At 68.0% G+C, this 15,503-nt stretch carries 16 protein-coding genes and 1 pseudogene; 9 read left to right on the top strand and 8 right to left on the bottom strand.

All coding sequences use genetic code 11. The annotated features are described in order from the left end of the window. The coding region (locus F3J14_RS22010) for a LysR substrate-binding domain-containing protein (RefSeq protein WP_166724809.1) at positions 1-685 on the top strand (685 nt) is incomplete at its 5' end. A 37-nt stretch (positions 686-722) separates the two neighbouring features. Here F3J14_RS22010 and F3J14_RS22005 read toward each other — a convergent pair. After that, positions 723-1,595 (bottom strand): LysR family transcriptional regulator, encoded by an 873-nt coding sequence (locus F3J14_RS22005; RefSeq protein ID WP_166724808.1) that lies wholly within the window; start codon positions 1,593-1,595, stop codon positions 723-725. Between the two features lie 157 nt (positions 1,596-1,752). On the opposite strand from F3J14_RS22005, the gene F3J14_RS22000 reads away from it, so the two are divergent. Further along, the gene (locus F3J14_RS22000; protein ID WP_166724807.1) at positions 1,753-3,213 is read left to right on the top strand and encodes an MFS transporter; all 1,461 of its coding nucleotides are present in this window, start codon (positions 1,753-1,755) and stop codon (positions 3,211-3,213) included. A gap of 75 nt (positions 3,214-3,288) precedes the next feature. On the opposite strand, the gene F3J14_RS21995 is transcribed toward F3J14_RS22000, so the two are convergent. Next, on the bottom strand, positions 3,289-3,486 hold the full coding sequence (locus F3J14_RS21995) for an oxidoreductase-like domain-containing protein (protein ID WP_166724806.1): 198 nt from the start codon (positions 3,484-3,486) through the stop codon (positions 3,289-3,291). 123 nt (positions 3,487-3,609) lie between these two features. Here F3J14_RS21995 and F3J14_RS21990 point away from each other — a divergent pair, with 123 nt between their 5' ends. Further along, positions 3,610-4,020 (top strand): RidA family protein, encoded by a 411-nt coding sequence (locus F3J14_RS21990; protein ID WP_166724805.1) that lies wholly within the window; start codon positions 3,610-3,612, stop codon positions 4,018-4,020. Positions 4,021-4,052: 32 nt separating this feature from the next. Here the strand turns inward: F3J14_RS21990 and F3J14_RS21985 are convergent, their stop codons facing one another. Continuing rightward, positions 4,053-4,766 (bottom strand): SDR family NAD(P)-dependent oxidoreductase, encoded by a 714-nt coding sequence (locus F3J14_RS21985; RefSeq protein WP_166724804.1) that lies wholly within the window; start codon positions 4,764-4,766, stop codon positions 4,053-4,055. 311 nt (positions 4,767-5,077) lie between these two features. Between F3J14_RS21985 and F3J14_RS21980 the strand changes: the two genes are divergently transcribed. After that, positions 5,078-5,818, top strand: coding sequence for a dihydrodipicolinate reductase C-terminal domain-containing protein (locus F3J14_RS21980; protein WP_166724803.1), 741 nt, complete (start codon positions 5,078-5,080; stop codon positions 5,816-5,818). Between the two features lie 70 nt (positions 5,819-5,888). Here F3J14_RS21980 and F3J14_RS21975 read toward each other — a convergent pair whose 3' ends face one another. Next, a complete protein-coding gene (locus F3J14_RS21975; protein WP_166724802.1) occupies positions 5,889-6,698 on the bottom strand; it encodes an SDR family oxidoreductase in 810 nt (269 codons plus the stop codon). After that, positions 6,695-7,528, bottom strand: coding sequence for a molybdenum cofactor biosynthesis F family protein (locus tag F3J14_RS21970; RefSeq protein WP_166724812.1), 834 nt, complete (start codon positions 7,526-7,528; stop codon positions 6,695-6,697). The genes F3J14_RS21975 and F3J14_RS21970 overlap by 4 nt, the downstream gene beginning before the upstream one ends. A gap of 170 nt (positions 7,529-7,698) precedes the next feature. Here F3J14_RS21970 and F3J14_RS21965 point away from each other — a divergent pair. The 3 genes and pseudogenes from F3J14_RS21965 to F3J14_RS21955 all read left to right on the top strand — a co-directional run bounded on the left by F3J14_RS21965 (position 7,699) and on the right by F3J14_RS21955 (position 10,379). Then, positions 7,699-8,492: pseudogene (locus F3J14_RS21965) on the top strand (AraC family transcriptional regulator). Between the two features lie 229 nt (positions 8,493-8,721). Next, entirely contained in the window at positions 8,722-9,681 is a 960-nt protein-coding gene (locus tag F3J14_RS21960; RefSeq protein ID WP_166724801.1) for a DMT family transporter, read from the top strand. Positions 9,682-9,806: 125 nt separating this feature from the next. Continuing rightward, entirely contained in the window at positions 9,807-10,379 is a 573-nt protein-coding gene (locus tag F3J14_RS21955) for a permease (protein WP_166724800.1), read from the top strand. A gap of 99 nt (positions 10,380-10,478) precedes the next feature. Here the strand turns inward: F3J14_RS21955 and F3J14_RS21950 are convergent, their stop codons facing one another. Continuing rightward, on the bottom strand, positions 10,479-10,613 hold the full coding sequence (locus tag F3J14_RS21950; RefSeq protein WP_011659177.1) for an entericidin A/B family lipoprotein: 135 nt from the start codon (positions 10,611-10,613) through the stop codon (positions 10,479-10,481). Between the two features lie 234 nt (positions 10,614-10,847). Between F3J14_RS21950 and F3J14_RS21945 the strand changes: the two genes are divergently transcribed. Further along, positions 10,848-12,143 carry an aspartate carbamoyltransferase gene (locus tag F3J14_RS21945; protein ID WP_006758102.1) on the top strand — a complete coding sequence of 432 codons (1,296 nt, stop codon included), beginning with the start codon at positions 10,848-10,850 and terminating at the stop codon, positions 12,141-12,143. 139 nt (positions 12,144-12,282) lie between these two features. Here the strand turns inward: F3J14_RS21945 and F3J14_RS21940 are convergent, their stop codons facing one another. After that, positions 12,283-12,702, bottom strand: a complete 420-nt coding sequence (locus tag F3J14_RS21940; RefSeq protein ID WP_166724799.1) for a type II toxin-antitoxin system VapC family toxin — start codon at positions 12,700-12,702, stop codon at positions 12,283-12,285. Next, positions 12,699-12,938, bottom strand: coding sequence for an Arc family DNA-binding protein (locus tag F3J14_RS21935; RefSeq protein ID WP_166724798.1), 240 nt, complete (start codon positions 12,936-12,938; stop codon positions 12,699-12,701). Before F3J14_RS21935 ends, F3J14_RS21940 begins: the two co-directional genes overlap by 4 nt. Before the next feature lie 320 nt (positions 12,939-13,258). Here F3J14_RS21935 and F3J14_RS21930 point away from each other — a divergent pair, with 320 nt between their 5' ends. Then, positions 13,259-15,502 carry a TonB-dependent siderophore receptor gene (locus tag F3J14_RS21930; protein ID WP_166724797.1) on the top strand — a complete coding sequence of 748 codons (2,244 nt, stop codon included), beginning with the start codon at positions 13,259-13,261 and terminating at the stop codon, positions 15,500-15,502. Position 15,503 lies beyond the last annotated feature (1 nt).

The following is a 15,503-nucleotide window of genomic DNA, read 5'->3' as shown; positions in this document are numbered from 1 at the left end:
CGAGGCGCTGCGCAGCGCGGCGGCCGCGTTCGAGCGGGCGGCCGCGAGCCACGGCGCGGGCGTGCGCGGCATCGTGCGGATCTCGGCCAGCGACGTGATCGCGGTCGAGGTGCTGCCGCCGATGCTCGCGCAGTTGCGGCGCGACCATCCGGGGCTCGTGATCGAACTGGTGCCGACCGACCGGATCCAGGACGTACTGAACCGCGAGGCCGACATCGCGGTGCGGATGGCGCCGCCCGCGCAGGACGCGCTCGTCGCGCGGCGCGTCGGCGAGATCGACGTCGGGCTGCATGCGCGCGACGACTACCTGGCACGCAACGGCACACCGTCGACCATCGGCGAACTCGCCCATCACGCGCTGATCGGTTTCGATACGGTCACGCCTTTCATCCGCTCGGCCGGGCGCGGGATGCCGTTGTGGAAGCGCGATGCGTTCGCGCTGCGCACCGACAGCAATCTCGCGCAACTCGCGATGATTCGTGCGGGCTACGGAATCGGCTTCTGCCAGAACGGGCTCGCGAAACGCGATGCGCGGCTCGTGCGCGTGCTGCCGGATGGGCCCACGATGAAACTGGAAACCTGGGTGGTCATGCACGAGGATCTGCGCACGAGCCCGCGTTGCCGGGCCGTGTTCGATGCGCTGGCGAACGGGCTGCGCGCGTATGCCGACGGGACGGCCGACTAGGCCGTTCAAACCCGCCGCGCCCCGCCCGCTTCACGCTTCACATCAGCAACTGCCGCGACAGCACCTCGCGCGCCTGCGTGACCGTCTCGCGCTCGCCCGGCATCGGCGGCGTCAGCGAGAACACCGCGTCGGGCAGCGCCGGCAGCCGGTATTTCGCGCCGAGCCGCACCAGGCCCTCGCCGATCGCCGACGCGCACAGACAGCCGACGCCGAGCCCCGCCGCGAGCATCGACTGCAGCCCCGCGACGCCCGACGCGCTGTGCACGAGCACGTACGGCGCGTGCTGCTCGTCGAGCGAGCGCACCGCGATCTGATGCATCATGCAGTCGTCCGGCAGCAGCACGAGCGGCAAGGGCTCGGGCAACTGCTCGGCGAGCGCCGGCGACGCGACCCACGACAGCGGCTCGCGCCGCAGCACCCAGCGCGTATCGGCCGACGCGGGCCGGAACGGACCGCTCGACAGGTTCATCACGACGCCGAGATCGATCTGCCCACGCGCATGGGCGGCTTCGATCTCCGCGCTCTTCATCGCGCTCACGTGCAGGCTCAGTTGCGGGTAGCACTCGCGCAGCCGCGCGAGCAGGCCCGCGACTTCATGCGTGCGGTAGTAGTCGGTGATCGCGACGCGCAACTCGCCCTTGATCGCTTGCCCGCGCAGGTCGTCGAACGCGGCCTCGTTCAGCGCGACGATGCGCCGTGCATGCTGCAACAGGCGCGCGCCGGCCGGCGTCGGCTCGACACCGCGCTTGCTGCGCACGAACAGCGGCACGCCGGCGCGCGATTCGAGCTTGCGCACCTGCTCGCTGACTGTCGACTGCGACAGGTGCAGCAGCGGCGCGGCGGCCGTCAGGCTGCCGGCGTCCGCCACCGCCGCAAATGTGCGCAACTGATCCAGGTCGAAACCGCGCATCACCCTCTCCATCAATCGGATAACCCGATGGATGCTACCACCAATTCCCGCTTTTCCGAATCATCGACGGTCCCCAGAATATCGGTTCACCGGCGCGCCTGAACACCCGTTTCGATCGGATTCAGCATGCAGCCCTCATTCTTCCGGACTTGCGTTCATGACCGACAACACCCTCGCCCCTTGCGCACCGGCCGGCGCGGCCGCCGCGGCACCGCCGCGCAGCCATCACGGCTGGGCCCTCGTGGTCCTGCTGGTCGGCGCCATTCTGCCGCCGCTCGACTACTTCATCGTGAATCTCGCGCTGCCGGCCATCCGCGACGGCATCGGTGCGCGCCCGGCCGAGCTGCAGCTCGTCGTGTCGGCCTACGCGTGTGCGAACGCGGTCGTGCAGATCACCGGCGGACGGCTGGGCGACCTGTACGGCCGCAAGCGGATGTTCATGGTCGGGATGGCCGGCTTCGTCGTCGCATCGGCGCTGTGCGGGCTCGCCGGCAGCGGCGCGGTGCTGGTCGGCGGCCGCGTGCTGCAGGGCCTGTTCGCCGCGATCCTCGCGCCGCAGGTGCTCGCGACGATCCGCAGCGTGTTCAGCCCGCAGGAGCAGGTGCGCGTGATGGGCTTCTACGGTTTCGTGTTCGGCCTCGCGGCCGTGATCGGCCAGCTCGGCGGCGGTGCGCTGATCAGCCTGCATCCGTTCGGGCTCGGCTGGCGCGCGATCTTCCTGGTCAATGTGCCGATCGGCATCCTCGCGCTGCTCGGCAGCTGGCGCTTCATCCCGGAGAGCCGGCCGCCGCGCGGCCAGCGCATCGACGTGCCCGGCACGGTGCTGCTGTCGCTGTTCCTGCTGATGCTCGTCTATCCGCTGACGCACGGGCGCGAGGCGGGCTGGCCGCTGTGGATGGTCGCGTGCGTCGTTGGTGCGCTGCCGATGCTCGGCGCGCTGCTGGCAGTCGAAGCGCGCCGGCTCGCCGGCGGCCGCGATGCGCTGCTCGATGTGCGCCTGCTGCGCAACCCGGTGGTCGCGCTCGGGCTCACGCTCGCGTTCCTGTTCTACATGCTGAGCGCGTTCTTCCTGAGCTACGGGATCTATCTGCAGGGCTGCCTGAACTGGTCGCCGCTCGCGTCGGGGCTCGCGATCCTGCCGCTCGGCATCGGCTTCCTCGCCAGCCCGTTGCTGATGCCGCGCCTCGTCGACCGGTTCGGCGGCTATCGCGTGCTCACGCTCGGCTTCGCGATACTCGCGGCCGGCGTCGCGACCGCCGCCGCGCTGGCCGGCGACCATGCGCCCGGCGCGGGCTTCTATGCGGGCATCGCGGCGATCGGCGTCGGCCAAGGGCTCGTGCTGCCATCGGTCGTGCGGATCGTGCTCGCGGAAGTCGACGCGGCGCGCGCCGGGGTCGCCTCCGGCATGGTCACCGCGATGCTGCAGATCGGTGCGGCCGTCGGTGCGGCGACGCTCGGCGGGCTGTTCTTCGCGCGGCTCGGCGCGCAGCCGGGGGCGCTCGACTACGTGCAGGGATTCAGGACGGCGATGTGGGCGCTGACGGTCGTGCTGCTCGTGTGCGTCGCGCTGTCGGCCGCGTTGGGGCCGATGCATCGGCGGGCGCGGGCCGGAGTGTGACGGCGGCGGGCGCAGGGCGCATCGCCGGCGGCGACACGGAAACCGTGCATGCGCGACCGCTCGCCGGCATCGGGCTCACGGGTGAGGCTTGAGCGACGCGTGGCGGGCTTCCCATTCGGCCAGTTCGACGCGATAGCGCGCCAGCGCTTCGTCGTACAGGTCGAAAACGCACGGCGAACAGCCGCTGTTGCAGCAGTCTTCCAGTTCAGGTTGTTCGGGCGGGGTGGGACGCGGATCGTCGTCCGGCGTATCCGCGGAGGCAGGCTTGGTCACGTCTTGATTCGGTCACATGATGCTGAATGAACAGTATACGGTGATGGACTGCGACATGCAGGCCCCCTGCCCGCGCGGGGCCATGCGTTCGCGCGTCGACGACCGACCAACAGGAGCCGCGTCATGGCCGAAGCAGTGAATCCGCCGGAACTCTGGGCGCCGTTCGGCGCGTTCTCGATGGCCGTGGTCCAGGGTGACGGCCGGATCGTCCATCTGAAGGGACAGGTCGCACTCGATAGGTACGGACACGTCGTGGGTGCCGCCGACATGCGCGCGCAGGTCCGGCAAACGCTCGGCAACATTCGCGACGTGCTCGCCGCGATGGGCGGGCAGATGCAGGATGTGATCTCGCTGGTTCACTACGCGACCGACATCGACGCTTTCATGCAGGCCGGCGACATCCGCGAGACGTTCTTCGCCGAACCCTATCCCGTGACGACAACCGTTCAGGTCGAACGTCTCTACCGCCCCGATCTGCTGATCGAAATCGCGGCGATCGCGGAAATTCCGCGTGCGCGATTCCGCATGCGTTGACGTCGTGCCCGAGCGCGACAGCCCGCCACCCGCTATGCCACGCGCCCGCTCACCGGAATCGATGCGCCGGTGATCGCCTGCGCATCGGCCGACAGCAGGAACCCGATCGTCGCCGCGAGCTGTTCGGGCCGGACCCAGCGCGAGAAGTCCGCGTTCGGCATGTCCGCACGATTCGGCGGCGTGTCGATGATGCTCGGCAGCAGCGCGTTCACGGTCACGCCGCGATCGAGCAGCTCCGCCGCCAGCGCCTCGGTGAGCCGCGCGACGCCCGCCTTGGCCGCCGCATACGCGCCCATTCCCGCGCCGGCCTTGAACGCCGCGCCGGCGCCAATGTTGACGATACGGCCGGCCGGACTCGCCACCAGATACGGCAGCGCGGCCTTCGACGCGTTCAGCGCCGTCTTCACGTTCAGTTCGTACATGCGGTCCCACGTGGCTGCATCGCCGTCGGCGATCGTCTGCCATGTGAATGCGCCCGCGATGTTCAGCAGCGCGTCGACCCGGCCGAATTCGCGATTCACGATGTCGAGCGCGCGCGCGGCCGCCTGCGGATCGACGAGGTCGATGCCGCCGATGCGCAGCGCATCGGCCGGCACGCCGGGCAATGTCTGCGCGTCCGGCGCCGCGCCGCGGCCGATCAGCGCGACGCGGGCGCCGCGCTGGCCGAGCCACGCGGCCGTGGCGACGCCGAGATGACCGAATCCGCCGGTGATCGCGACTGCCTTGCCTTTCAGGTCGTGTTCCATCGATGTGCTCTCCTTGGGTCCAGGGGTGTTTGATGATGCGTAGTTAGGGGGCAATGCCGGCCGCGACACGGACGCGCCCGGCCGACGTTTCGACAGCGTAGCGCCGTTCACGCTTGCGTGCGCACTGCGACGCATGCGTGGATGCCGGCCACGTCGGCGAGTCGACACGCCGGCGCTGCATGGGTGCGTCGCGCTCAGGCGGGCATAATGCGCGATCACGGTGCGCCGCGCGATGCATCATGATCGCGCTGGACCCTTGAACGGCCTGAGCCGTTTCCGTATCGAAACCCGAACCTCAACCCGTCTATCCCATGCAAGTACTCGTCGTTGGCACCGGCAAGCTGGCAACCGAACTGCTCGGCTCGCACCGGCTCGACCCGTCAACCTGTCACGTGATGGCCTGGTCCGAGCATGTGCACACCGAGCTGCAACGTAGCGATGACGCCGGACGTAGCGACGCCCGACATATCGACGCCCGACGTACCGACGCCCGATCGATCGTCGTGCACGCCGGGTCCGGCCGCGAACTGCCTGCCGCGATCGCATTCTGCCAGGCAACCGGTTCGCCGCTCGTGGAGCTGTCCACCGGCTCCGACCTCGAAACCGGATCGCACGACTTCCCCATCGTGCTCTGCCCGAATACGAACATCCTGATGCTCAAGTTCATGAGCATGCTGGAAACCAGCGGCCATCTGTTTCGCGACTGCCGCATCAGCGTGACGGAGTCGCATCAAGCCAGCAAGACATCCGTGCCCGGCACGGCGGTCGGCATCGGCCAGTCGCTCGGTATTCCAGCGCAGGAGATCCGCTCCGTACGCGACCCGAACGAGCAGCGCGACGCATTGCAGATTCCCGACGATCAGCTCGGCCGCCATGCATTCCACCGGATCCGCATCGAGGATGACGCGTGCAGCCTGCAGTTCGAATCCCGCGTGTACGGCGCGTCGCCTTACGCGGACGGCGTGTCGCGGATCGTCGAGGCCGTCCGGCAGCACGCGCTCGAACCGCGCCGGTATTCGATCGTCGAGTTCATTCACAACGGCTGGCTGTAGGCGCAGCACGCGCGACGACGCGCGGCCGGCACACGCGACGGCCGCAATCGCGCCATCGTCGACGCTTGCGTTACGTGTCCCCCAGCACGGCCCCGCTCTCGGGCAACGTCGCGCCGCCATCGACGACGATCGTCTGCCCGGTGATGTACGCCGCGTCGGCCGACGCGAGAAACAGCATCGCGTTCGCGATGTCCTCCGGCTCGCCCATCCGCGCGAGCGGAATGTCGCGCGCGATCTGCGCGGCGACCGACGTATCGCCGAGATTGCCGGCCGCCGGCGTGCGGATCATTCCCGGCTCGACGCCGTTGACCGTCACGTTGCGGCGCGCGAGTTCAAGCGCCGCCGCGCGGATGAAGCCGTTCACGCCGGCCTTCGACGCCGCGTAGTGCGCGAGCCCCGGATAGACGACGCGCGGCCCGGTCACCGACGACGTGACGAGCAGCCGCCCCGCCCCCGCGCGCTCGAATGCCGGCAGCGCGGCCTGCGCGAGCCAGAACAGCGCCGACAGGTTGACCGACAGCGTCCGCGCGAGCGTCGGCTCGTCGATCTGCGCAAACGGCGTCAGCGGAAAATACGCGGCGTTGTGGACGACGACGTCGAGCCGGCCGCCATCGCGTTCGACCGCCGCGACGAGCGCGCCGAGTTCGTCGCGACTCGCGGCGTCGACGCGATATGCGCGCGCCTGGCCGCCCGCGCAGGCGAGCGCGTCCGCCTGCGCGGCAGCCGCATCGGCGTTGAGATCGGCGAGCGCGACGAACGCATCGGATTGCGCGAAACGATGCGCGATCGCGGCGCCGATCCCCTGCGCGGCGCCCGTGACCAGCACGACGCGTCCGCTGAAATCAGCACGCAGGCGGCCGCTGCCCGGCACGGCGTTCATCGCTGCGCCCCGTCGCCGAGCGGATGCACGGTTTCGTTCAGAACCTCCGCATGCGCGCCGACGGGGAAGTTCGACAGCGTGCCGAAATCGCCTCCCTGATAGCCGAAGATCTTGCCGTCGGTCTTGCGTTGCGCGAGGTCGATCAGCACGACGCCGAGCGTCGGCACCACCTTCTCGCGCCACACGAACAGATACAGCTCATCGGCGATCCTGAAGTAATGGCAGCGGTCCACATCGGCGAGCCCGCCTTCGACGCCCTGCAGGCATTGCCATGCGTAGAAGTTCTCATTCAGGTAGATGTGCTCGTAGCATTCGGTCGGGCTGTAGCGATACATCGTCCGCTTGCCGATCAGTTCGCGCGTGGGGCCGTGCAGCGGGCCCGGCTGCGCGTGGCCGCCGAGCATGCCGTGCCGGAACGCCGCGTCGACGCCCGTCAGCGGCAGCCCGCGCGCGACGCGTGTGAACGCGTCGATATGCGTGTCGGCCTCGGTCGGCAGCGTGCCGACCACCGACGTCCACACGCCGTTGCCGACGTCGATCACGAGGCTGACCGACGTCGCGCGTGCTGCCGGATCGATGTAATCGACGAAATACAGCGCGTCGCGCAACCGCGTCACGCGGCACGGTGCGCGGCCGCCCGTATCGGTCGCCGCGTCGCGCCATTGCAGCGCGCCCGCCTCGAACGTATAGACGCGCCATGCACCAGCTGCGTCGCCGAGGGCCAGCGAGCGCCCAGCGAGTGCGTTCACGGGCGCGAGGACGTGCGCGTCAGGCGCGAAACCGTCCGCGAGCGCGCCAACCTGAATGAATACCGGATCCTGTCGTTCCACCTGCCATCTCCCGCGCAGCTTCAGGCCCGGCGGGCCATGTACGCTGCTCATGTGCACATGGTGCGGGCTGCGCGCGCCGCGCGGTATCGGCCAAAAGGATGAAGGGCGCGCGGCGCCGGAACGCGCTAGAGTGCACGTGATCCGCGCCGCTGCCGGCGCAAGGAGCGCACATGCATCGCATCACCCATTACCGACGGACCGACGAAGGAATCGAGGCGATCAGCCTCGAGTCCGATCGCGCGTTTCCGCGGCACGCGCATGACGAATTCGGGGTCGGCGTGATCGTCAGCGGCGCGCACCGGTCGTGGAGCGGCCGCGGGCAGGTCGACGCGCTGGCCGGCGACGCGATCATGGTCAATCCGGGCGAAATGCACGACGGGATGCCGATCGATGCGGGCACGGGCCGGCGCTGGCGGATGCTGTACCTCGCGCCCGCGCTGGTCGCGGGCGTCGCGACGGAAGAAGGCCTCGAGAGCGTCGAGCTCACGCATCCGGCCGTGCGCGACGCACGGCTCGCCGCCGCCTTCGGCCGGTTGCATGCGCGGATCGTCGCGGGGGAAACACTGCCGCTCGCCCGCGACGAGGCCCTCGTGACGCTGGTCGCCGGGCTGCTCGCGCGGCATTCGAACCGCGCGCTGCCGGCCGCCGCGTCGCGCCGGCGATCCGCATGGCCCGCGAGCGGCTCGATGCGGCACCCGCCGCACCCGTTTCGCTTGCCGAACTGGCCGGCCTGAGCGGCGTGAGCCGCTTCCAGCTGCTGCGCGGGTTCGCGCGCGAGCTCGGCATCACACCGCACGCGTATCTGCTGCAGTCGCGCACGCGACTGGCTCGTGCGCTGCTTGCAAGCGGCCGGCCGATCGCGGATGCCGCGGCCGAAGCCGGGTTCGCCGACCAGAGCCACCTGACGCGCGCATTCGCGCGCCAGTTCGGCATCACGCCGGGGCGATTCATGCAGGCCGGCTGACGGGCTTGGGTGTCCCGAGGGGAGGGTTCCGAGGCGATGCTGGCGGCGGCATGGCGGCATGGCGACGCGGATCGCTGCCACTCCGTCGCATTCCGTAGCGGCAGCGTTCGATGCCTGCGTTACCGGCCACCCTGAGACCGTGGACGCAGCACCACGCGCCCTCCCGCTCGCCATCCTCGCTGCAATTTCGTTCAAGACGCCCGCGCCGCCGCACGGCACGATGCGGCGCATGAAGACACGACTGATCGGCTATCTCTATCTCGCCGCCGCGATGGCGGGCGTCGGCAGCACCGTCATCGCGAGCCGTCTCGCGGCCGACGGCCTGCCGCCGTTCGCGGCCACCGCGCTGCGCTTCCTGATCGCAACCCCGTTGCTGTACGCGCTGATGCGTGCGCAGCGAATGCGGTGGCCGCGTATCTGCGCGCGCGACGCCGTCCTGCTGGTGGTCCAGGCGGCGGCGGGCGGAGTCGGCTATACCGTGCTGCTGATCAGCGGCACGAAGCTGTCGTCGCCGATCGATGCCGGCGTGATGCTCGGCACGCTGCCGGCGATGTCGACGCTGATCGCGGCGCTCGTGCTACGCGAGCGGCAGACGCCGCGCGACTGGGGGGCGGCCGCGCTCGCCACCGCCGGCGTGCTGTTCGTCACGTTCGCGCCCGGCCAGGCCATGCCGTCGCTACGGACGCTCGCCGGCGACGCGCTGGTGCTGGCCGCCGTCGCCTGCGAAGCCGTGTTCATCCTGCTCAACCGGCGGTTGTCGACGCCGTTGCCGCCGCTCGCGCTGTCGACGGCGATGTCGGGCCTCGGCTTCATGCTCGCGCTGGTGCCGGCCGCGTTCGAATGGCACGCGCAGGCGGCCGGCTGGACCATCAGCGCGATATCGGCGATCGCGTACTACGCACTGGTGCCGACCGTGCTCGGCTACCTCTGCTGGTATGCGGGTTCGGCACGCACGAGCGGCACTGAAGCCGCGCTGTTCACGGCGGTCGCGCCGGTCTCGGCCGTGCTGTTCGCCGTCGCGCTGTTCGGCGAGACGCTCGGCGGCACGCGGCTGCTCGGCATCGCGCTCGTCGTCACGGGGATGCTGGTGGGCGCGACGCGGCGACGTGAACCGCCGCCACGCGAAACGGATGCACAGTCGAGGTTGCCGACAGGGCCGGCGGCATCCACATCGACCGCCAGCGATTGATCCGCGCGAGCGACGACTGTAGGAATGTGTCCGCGCGCGGCAAAACCGTTGCGCACCGTCGCGCAAGATGCAATATTCGCGGGGCCGGGCCATTTGACAACCATCGAACAATAATTCGCATCGCCATGAACAAGAAGGAAGCCAGAACGAGAATCGCGGCGCTGCTGTCCGCGGGCGCAAGGAAGGCCGACGTGCTGGCCGAGCTGGCCGGACAGGGCCTCAAGGATCACGTGCTCGCACGCCTGATCGCGTCGCGCCCCGACCCCGAGCTGTGCAGAAAGAACAAGGTGCACACCTGGATCCTGATCGGGCTCGGCATCGCGCAGTTGCTGATCAGCCTCGCGCTCGGCTATCTCATCGCGGCCGCCGCCAGCGAATCCGGCAGCACCGGCATGCTCGGCAAAGGCCTTGCGGGGCTGTTCCTCGTGCTGACCGTGCCGCTGTCCCTGCTGTTCATCTGGGGCTTCGCGACCCATCGCGTCGGCGCATATCACGCGTTCATCATTCTTTCGCTGCTGCAACTGCCGAAGACCATCGCCGATCTCGCACACGATCCGTCGTCGGCGCTGCCGAGCCTCGGGGTGACGGTCATCCTGCTGGGCTACGTCTGGTTCGTCCGCAACCGGATGTTCCCCGACTTCGGCTGGTTCACGCCCCGCAAGGTCGACGGCCGTTACGCATTCGTGGAAAGCGCCTGACGCCGCCTGCGCCTTCATCGCGAACCATGAAAAAAGGCGCCGGGCCGCCCCGCAATCGCGGGACGGCCCGGCGCCTTCTGCATTCCGGAGCCCGGCGACTTACTTCGCCTTTTCAGCCGAGTCGCTGATCGCCTGGCCACCCTTCGAAATGTCCTGCCCCACGCCCGCAACGGTATTGCAACCGGCGAGCGCGGCAGTCACCACCAGCAGCACTGCAGCAATCGTACGCGTCATTCTCGTTCTCCTTCGAATCAACAAGCCCGACCGGGCGAATCGTATGCGGCGTGGTGCCCTGCAACGCGCAGGACACGGGGCCTGACCTGATTATACGGAGACGGCCGCCGCACGCCAGTAGTGGCCGAGCCGGTGTCACGCGTGCCGCACAGCCGTGGCACGCAGATTTTCCTTGACTTCGCCGGCTCGCAAACTAATATACGCACCGCGTACATTTACCATCAGGTGCTGCCGATGACCGTTCCCCAGCAAGCCTTCCTGCGCGACGCGATGCGCCGCCTCAACATGACCCGCGAAGCGTTCGCGAACCGCATCGGCGTGAGTCGTCGCGCGCTCGATACGTGGCTATTGCCCGACGACTCGCAGGAATCGCGCGGAATGCCCGAGATCGTCGAGCGCTTCGTGTCGGAAATCGTCGAACGCTCGGCCCCAGACGGCGGCGACTATACGCAAAGCGTAGACAAACAAGGGCTCTCGAAGCAATTCCTGTTCGAAGGCAAGCCGCAGTTGATCTCGGTGGACCAGTTCTCGCGCGATTCGGTCGAGGCGCTCTTCCGCGTCGCCGACGTGATGCAGCCGATCGCGCGCCGCCACAAGATTTCGCGCGTGCTCGAAGGCGCCGTGCTCGGCAACCTGTTCTTCGAAGCCAGCACGCGCACCCGCGTGTCGTTCGGCGCGGCCTTCTGCCGGCTCGGCGGCTCGGTATGCGACACGACCGGCTTCACGTTCTCGTCGATGGCCAAGGGCGAATCGATCTACGACACGAGCCGCGTGATGGCCGGCTATGTCGACGCACTCGTGATCCGCCACCCGGAGAAAGGCTCGGTTGCCGAATTCGCCCGCGCGACCAACCTGCCGGTGATCAACGGCGGCGACGGCCCGGGCGAACACCCGAGCCAGGCGCTGCTCGATCTCTATACGATCCAGCGCGAATTCTCGCGACTCGGCAAGATCGTCGACGGCGCGCACATCGCGCTCGTCGGCGACCTGAAATACGGCCGCACCGTGCATTCGCTCGTCAAGCTGCTCGCGCTGTACCGCGGGCTGAAGTTCACGCTCGTATCGCCGCCGACGCTCGAAATGCCGGCGTACATCATCGAGCAGATCGCGACGAACGGCCACGTGATCGAGCAGACCAACGACCTCGCCGCGGGGCTGCGCGGCGCGGACGTCGTCTATGCGACGCGGATCCAGAAGGAGCGCTTCACCGACGAGTCGTTCGAAGGCTATACGCCGGATTTCCAGATCAACCAGGCACTCGTCGATTCCGTCTGCAAACCCGACACGCTGATCATGCACCCGCTGCCGCGCGACAGCCGGCCCGGTGCGAACGACCTGTCGGTCGACCTGAACCGCGATCCGCGTCTCGCGATTTTCCGACAGACCGACAACGGCATTCCGGTGCGGATGGCGATCTTCGCGGTGCTGCTCGGCGTCGAGAATCTCGTCCAGCATTCGATGCGCGACGCAACGTGGCGCCCGCCGGCGTACCTCGGGCCGGAGGATGCGGTGTTTCACGGGATCGATTGAACCGCATCCGGCGCCACGCGGCCGCCCTTGATCGCTTCAGTTCAGGGGGCCGCGCACGCCGACATGACGCACAACGCGCCGCCTTGCACGGCGCGTTTTCATTTTCGCAGCGGGGGACGTGGGAGCGGCCGGCACGGCGTTACCGGGCCCACGGGTCGATCACGCGCAAGCCCGCCGCTTCGAACGGCGCGACGTCGCGCGTCGCCACGATCAAGCCGTTCGCCGTGGCCGTTGCAGCGATAAATCCATCGGCAGACGTCATCGCGTTGCCTGTAGCACGAGCCTTCGCGCGAAGGCTCGCATAGGCTTTACTGGCCGCATCGTCGAACGGCAGGATCCGGCCGCGAAACAGCGGCACGACGCGCTGCTCGATGCTTTGGTGCAGCCAATCCCGCCTTCGCCCCTCCGGCAAGGCGGCCACGCCGAAGCGCATTTCCGCGAGACTGATCGCGGCAAGAAACAGCGTCTCGACATTCTGCGCATCGAGCCATTCGATCACGGCCGCACTCGGCTCACGTCGCAGCGGCTCGGAAATGACGTTGGTATCGACGAGGATCATTCGAAGCTCATCGGATCGGTTGGCGCGCTGTCGCGCGGAGCCTCGAAATCGACACCGCCCGCCTCCCGCCCGATTTCGGCCAGCAGCGTCCCAAGCTTCGCCCGCCCGCCGGGCCGAACGGCCTCCTCGAGGATCGCGCGCACCTCCGCTTCGGTACTCCGACCATGTTGCGCCGCACGGATGCGAAGCGCGCGATGCACCTCGTCGGGCAAATTTCGAACGGTAATAACCGGCATGATGCACCCCGCCACAATTGCTTTCAATGCATTCAGATTATCACCTTGCTGTCACGGGGGACGAATGAAAACGCGACCACTGTAGCTCGTTCGACGGCCCTTCACACTCGGCCATTCGGCCATCTTCCCCGCCCAGCAAACTCCGCCGGCCGCCGTGACATTCGTCAACGTTCTTCCTACAAATGCGAACAAGAACGCTTCTCATTCACCAAAAAGTTACATAGAATGCCCGACTGAAAACAAATCGTAATAATTCCGGGCGGCATACACGTTTGCGAAACGCGCCGTTCCCGGGCCAAACCGCGAGGTCGAAGCGCACCATGAAGTCCCGTCCTGACGAGTTGAAGCTCGGCAAATTCACCACCCTGTGCAGCGTGCTCGCCGCGAGCCCCGCGTTCGCCGACGGCACGCCGTCGCCCGCCCCGGTCAGCACCGAAGGCCATCTCGCACCGATCGAGATCCAGGGCAAGACCGAGCACAGCTACAAGGCCGACTTTTCCGCCTCCGCGAAATTCACCGCCCCGCTCGTCGACACGCCGAAGTCGGTAACCGTGATCCCGCAGGAACTGATCCAGAACAGCGGTGCGGCAACGCTGACCGAAGCGCTGCGCACGGTGCCCGGCATCACGTTCGGCGCGGGCGAAGGCGGCAACCCGCTCGGCGATCGGCCGTTCATCCGCGGCTACGACACGCAGGGCAGCATGTTCGTCGACGGGATGCGCGACACGGGCGCGACCACCCGCGAGATCTTCAACACCGAGCGCATCGAGATCACCAAGGGTTCCGACGGCGCGTACGGCGGCCGCGGCGGCGCGGGCGGCAGCATCAACCTGATCACCAAGGCCCCGCACCTCGGCACGACGGCTGCCGCGAGCGCGGGCCTCGGCACCGACCGCTATCGCCGCTTCACGGCTGACGGCAACTGGCAATTCGCCGATCACGCCGCGTTCCGCCTGAACCTGATGAGCCACAACAACGACGTCGCCGGCCGCGACGTGGTCAACAACGAGCGCTGGGGCGTCGCGCCGTCGATCGCGTTTGGTCTCGGCACGCCGACGCGCGTGACCGCGAGCTACTACCACCTGTCGACCGACGACATGCCCGACGGCGGCATTCCGTACTTCTACACGACGTCGAACAAGCCCGCGAACGTCGACACGATCTATCCGGCGCCCGTCGACCGCCACAACTTCTACGGCCTGATCGACCGCGACTTCCGCAAGACCACGTCCGACATCAGCACGATCCGGATCGAGCACGACATCACGCCGGGGCTGACGGTGCGCAACACCACGCGCTATACCGAATCGACGCAGGACTACATCTGGACACAGCCCGACGACAGCCAGGGCAACGTGGTGAACGGCAAGGTCTGGCGCCGCAACAACAACCGCGACAGCTCGATCAACAGCCTCGCGAACCTGACCGAATTGTTCGGCGAATTCCGTACCGGCCCGTTCAAGCACAGTTTCACGACCGGCATCGAACTGTCGCGCGAATGGGGCAAGCGCGATTCGTACAAGGTGGCGACCGACACCGGCAAGATCTGCCAGAAGGGCATCGGCGCCGCATCGGGCTACAACTGCACGAGCCTCTGGTCGCCGAACCCGAACGATCCGTGGGCCGGCTCGGTCACGCGCAACAACGATTACGCGCATGCGCGCACCACGACGAAGTCGATCTACGGCTTCGACACGATCGAGATCACGCCGCGCTGGCAGGTGAACGGCGGCGTGCGCGTCGACGACTACTCGACCCGCTTCACCGACACCACGGCCAACGGCGGCAAGACCTACACGCGCGACGACACGCTCGTCAACTGGCAGGCCGGCCTCGTGTTCAAGCCCGCGCAAAACGGCAGCATCTACGCGTCGTATGCGACGTCGTCGACGCCGGCCGGCATGCTGCTCGGCGAAGGCAGCGAAACGCAGTCGCTCACGCCGGGCCGCGGCGGCGTCGGGCCGAACGCCGACCAGATGGCGCCGGAAAAGAACCGCAGCATCGAGCTCGGCACGAAGTGGAACGTGCTAAACGACAAGCTCGCGCTCACCGCCGCGCTGTTCCAGATCGATACGACGAATGCGCGCGTGACGCTGCCGAACAACCAGTACGCGATGGTCGGCAACAAGCGCGTGCAGGGTCTCGAGCTCGGCGTCGCCGGGCAGATCACGAAGCAGTGGCAGGTGTTCGGCGGCTACACGTACATGAAGAGCGAGCTGCGCGACAACGGCAAGGACGCCGCGAACAACGGCCACCGCTTCCCGAACACGCCGAAGCACAGCCTGACGATGTGGTCGAACTACGACGTGACGCCGAAGTTCACCGTCGGCGGCGGCGCGTTCTACATGTCGGAAGTGTTCGGCGATCCGGCGAACCTGCGCGCGGTGCCGTCGTACTGGCGCTTCGACGCGATGGCGCAGTACCGGATCAACAAGAAGCTCGACCTGCAGTTGAATGTGAACAACCTGTTCAACCGCACGTACTTCGATCAGGCGTATCCGTCGCACTACGCGTCGATCGCGCCGGGCCGCTCGGCGTTCATCACGCTGAATGCGCGCTACTGAT

It is taken from the genome of Burkholderia sp. Tr-862, assembly GCF_011753085.1.
GTDB lineage: Bacteria > Pseudomonadota > Gammaproteobacteria > Burkholderiales > Burkholderiaceae > Burkholderia > Burkholderia ambifaria.
This window is presented reverse-complemented; position numbering and strand designations above follow the sequence as displayed.

Coding starts and splice junctions, on each gene's coding strand:
- F3J14_RS22005 (WP_166724808.1), bottom strand. CDS start 1,595: ATGCGCGGTTTCGACCTGGATCAGTTGCGCACATTTGCGGCGGTGGCG.
- F3J14_RS22000 (WP_166724807.1), top strand. CDS start 1,753: ATGACCGACAACACCCTCGCCCCTTGCGCACCGGCCGGCGCGGCCGCC.
- F3J14_RS21990 (WP_166724805.1), top strand. CDS start 3,610: ATGGCCGAAGCAGTGAATCCGCCGGAACTCTGGGCGCCGTTCGGCGCG.
- F3J14_RS21985 (WP_166724804.1), bottom strand. CDS start 4,766: ATGGAACACGACCTGAAAGGCAAGGCAGTCGCGATCACCGGCGGATTC.
- F3J14_RS21980 (WP_166724803.1), top strand. CDS start 5,078: ATGCAAGTACTCGTCGTTGGCACCGGCAAGCTGGCAACCGAACTGCTC.
- F3J14_RS21975 (WP_166724802.1), bottom strand. CDS start 6,698: ATGAACGCCGTGCCGGGCAGCGGCCGCCTGCGTGCTGATTTCAGCGGA.
- F3J14_RS21960 (WP_166724801.1), top strand. CDS start 8,722: ATGAAGACACGACTGATCGGCTATCTCTATCTCGCCGCCGCGATGGCG.
- F3J14_RS21955 (WP_166724800.1), top strand. CDS start 9,807: ATGAACAAGAAGGAAGCCAGAACGAGAATCGCGGCGCTGCTGTCCGCG.
- F3J14_RS21950 (WP_011659177.1), bottom strand. CDS start 10,613: ATGACGCGTACGATTGCTGCAGTGCTGCTGGTGGTGACTGCCGCGCTC.
- F3J14_RS21945 (WP_006758102.1), top strand. CDS start 10,848: ATGACCGTTCCCCAGCAAGCCTTCCTGCGCGACGCGATGCGCCGCCTC.
- F3J14_RS21940 (WP_166724799.1), bottom strand. CDS start 12,702: ATGATCCTCGTCGATACCAACGTCATTTCCGAGCCGCTGCGACGTGAG.
- F3J14_RS21935 (WP_166724798.1), bottom strand. CDS start 12,938: ATGCCGGTTATTACCGTTCGAAATTTGCCCGACGAGGTGCATCGCGCG.
- F3J14_RS21930 (WP_166724797.1), top strand. CDS start 13,259: ATGAAGTCCCGTCCTGACGAGTTGAAGCTCGGCAAATTCACCACCCTG.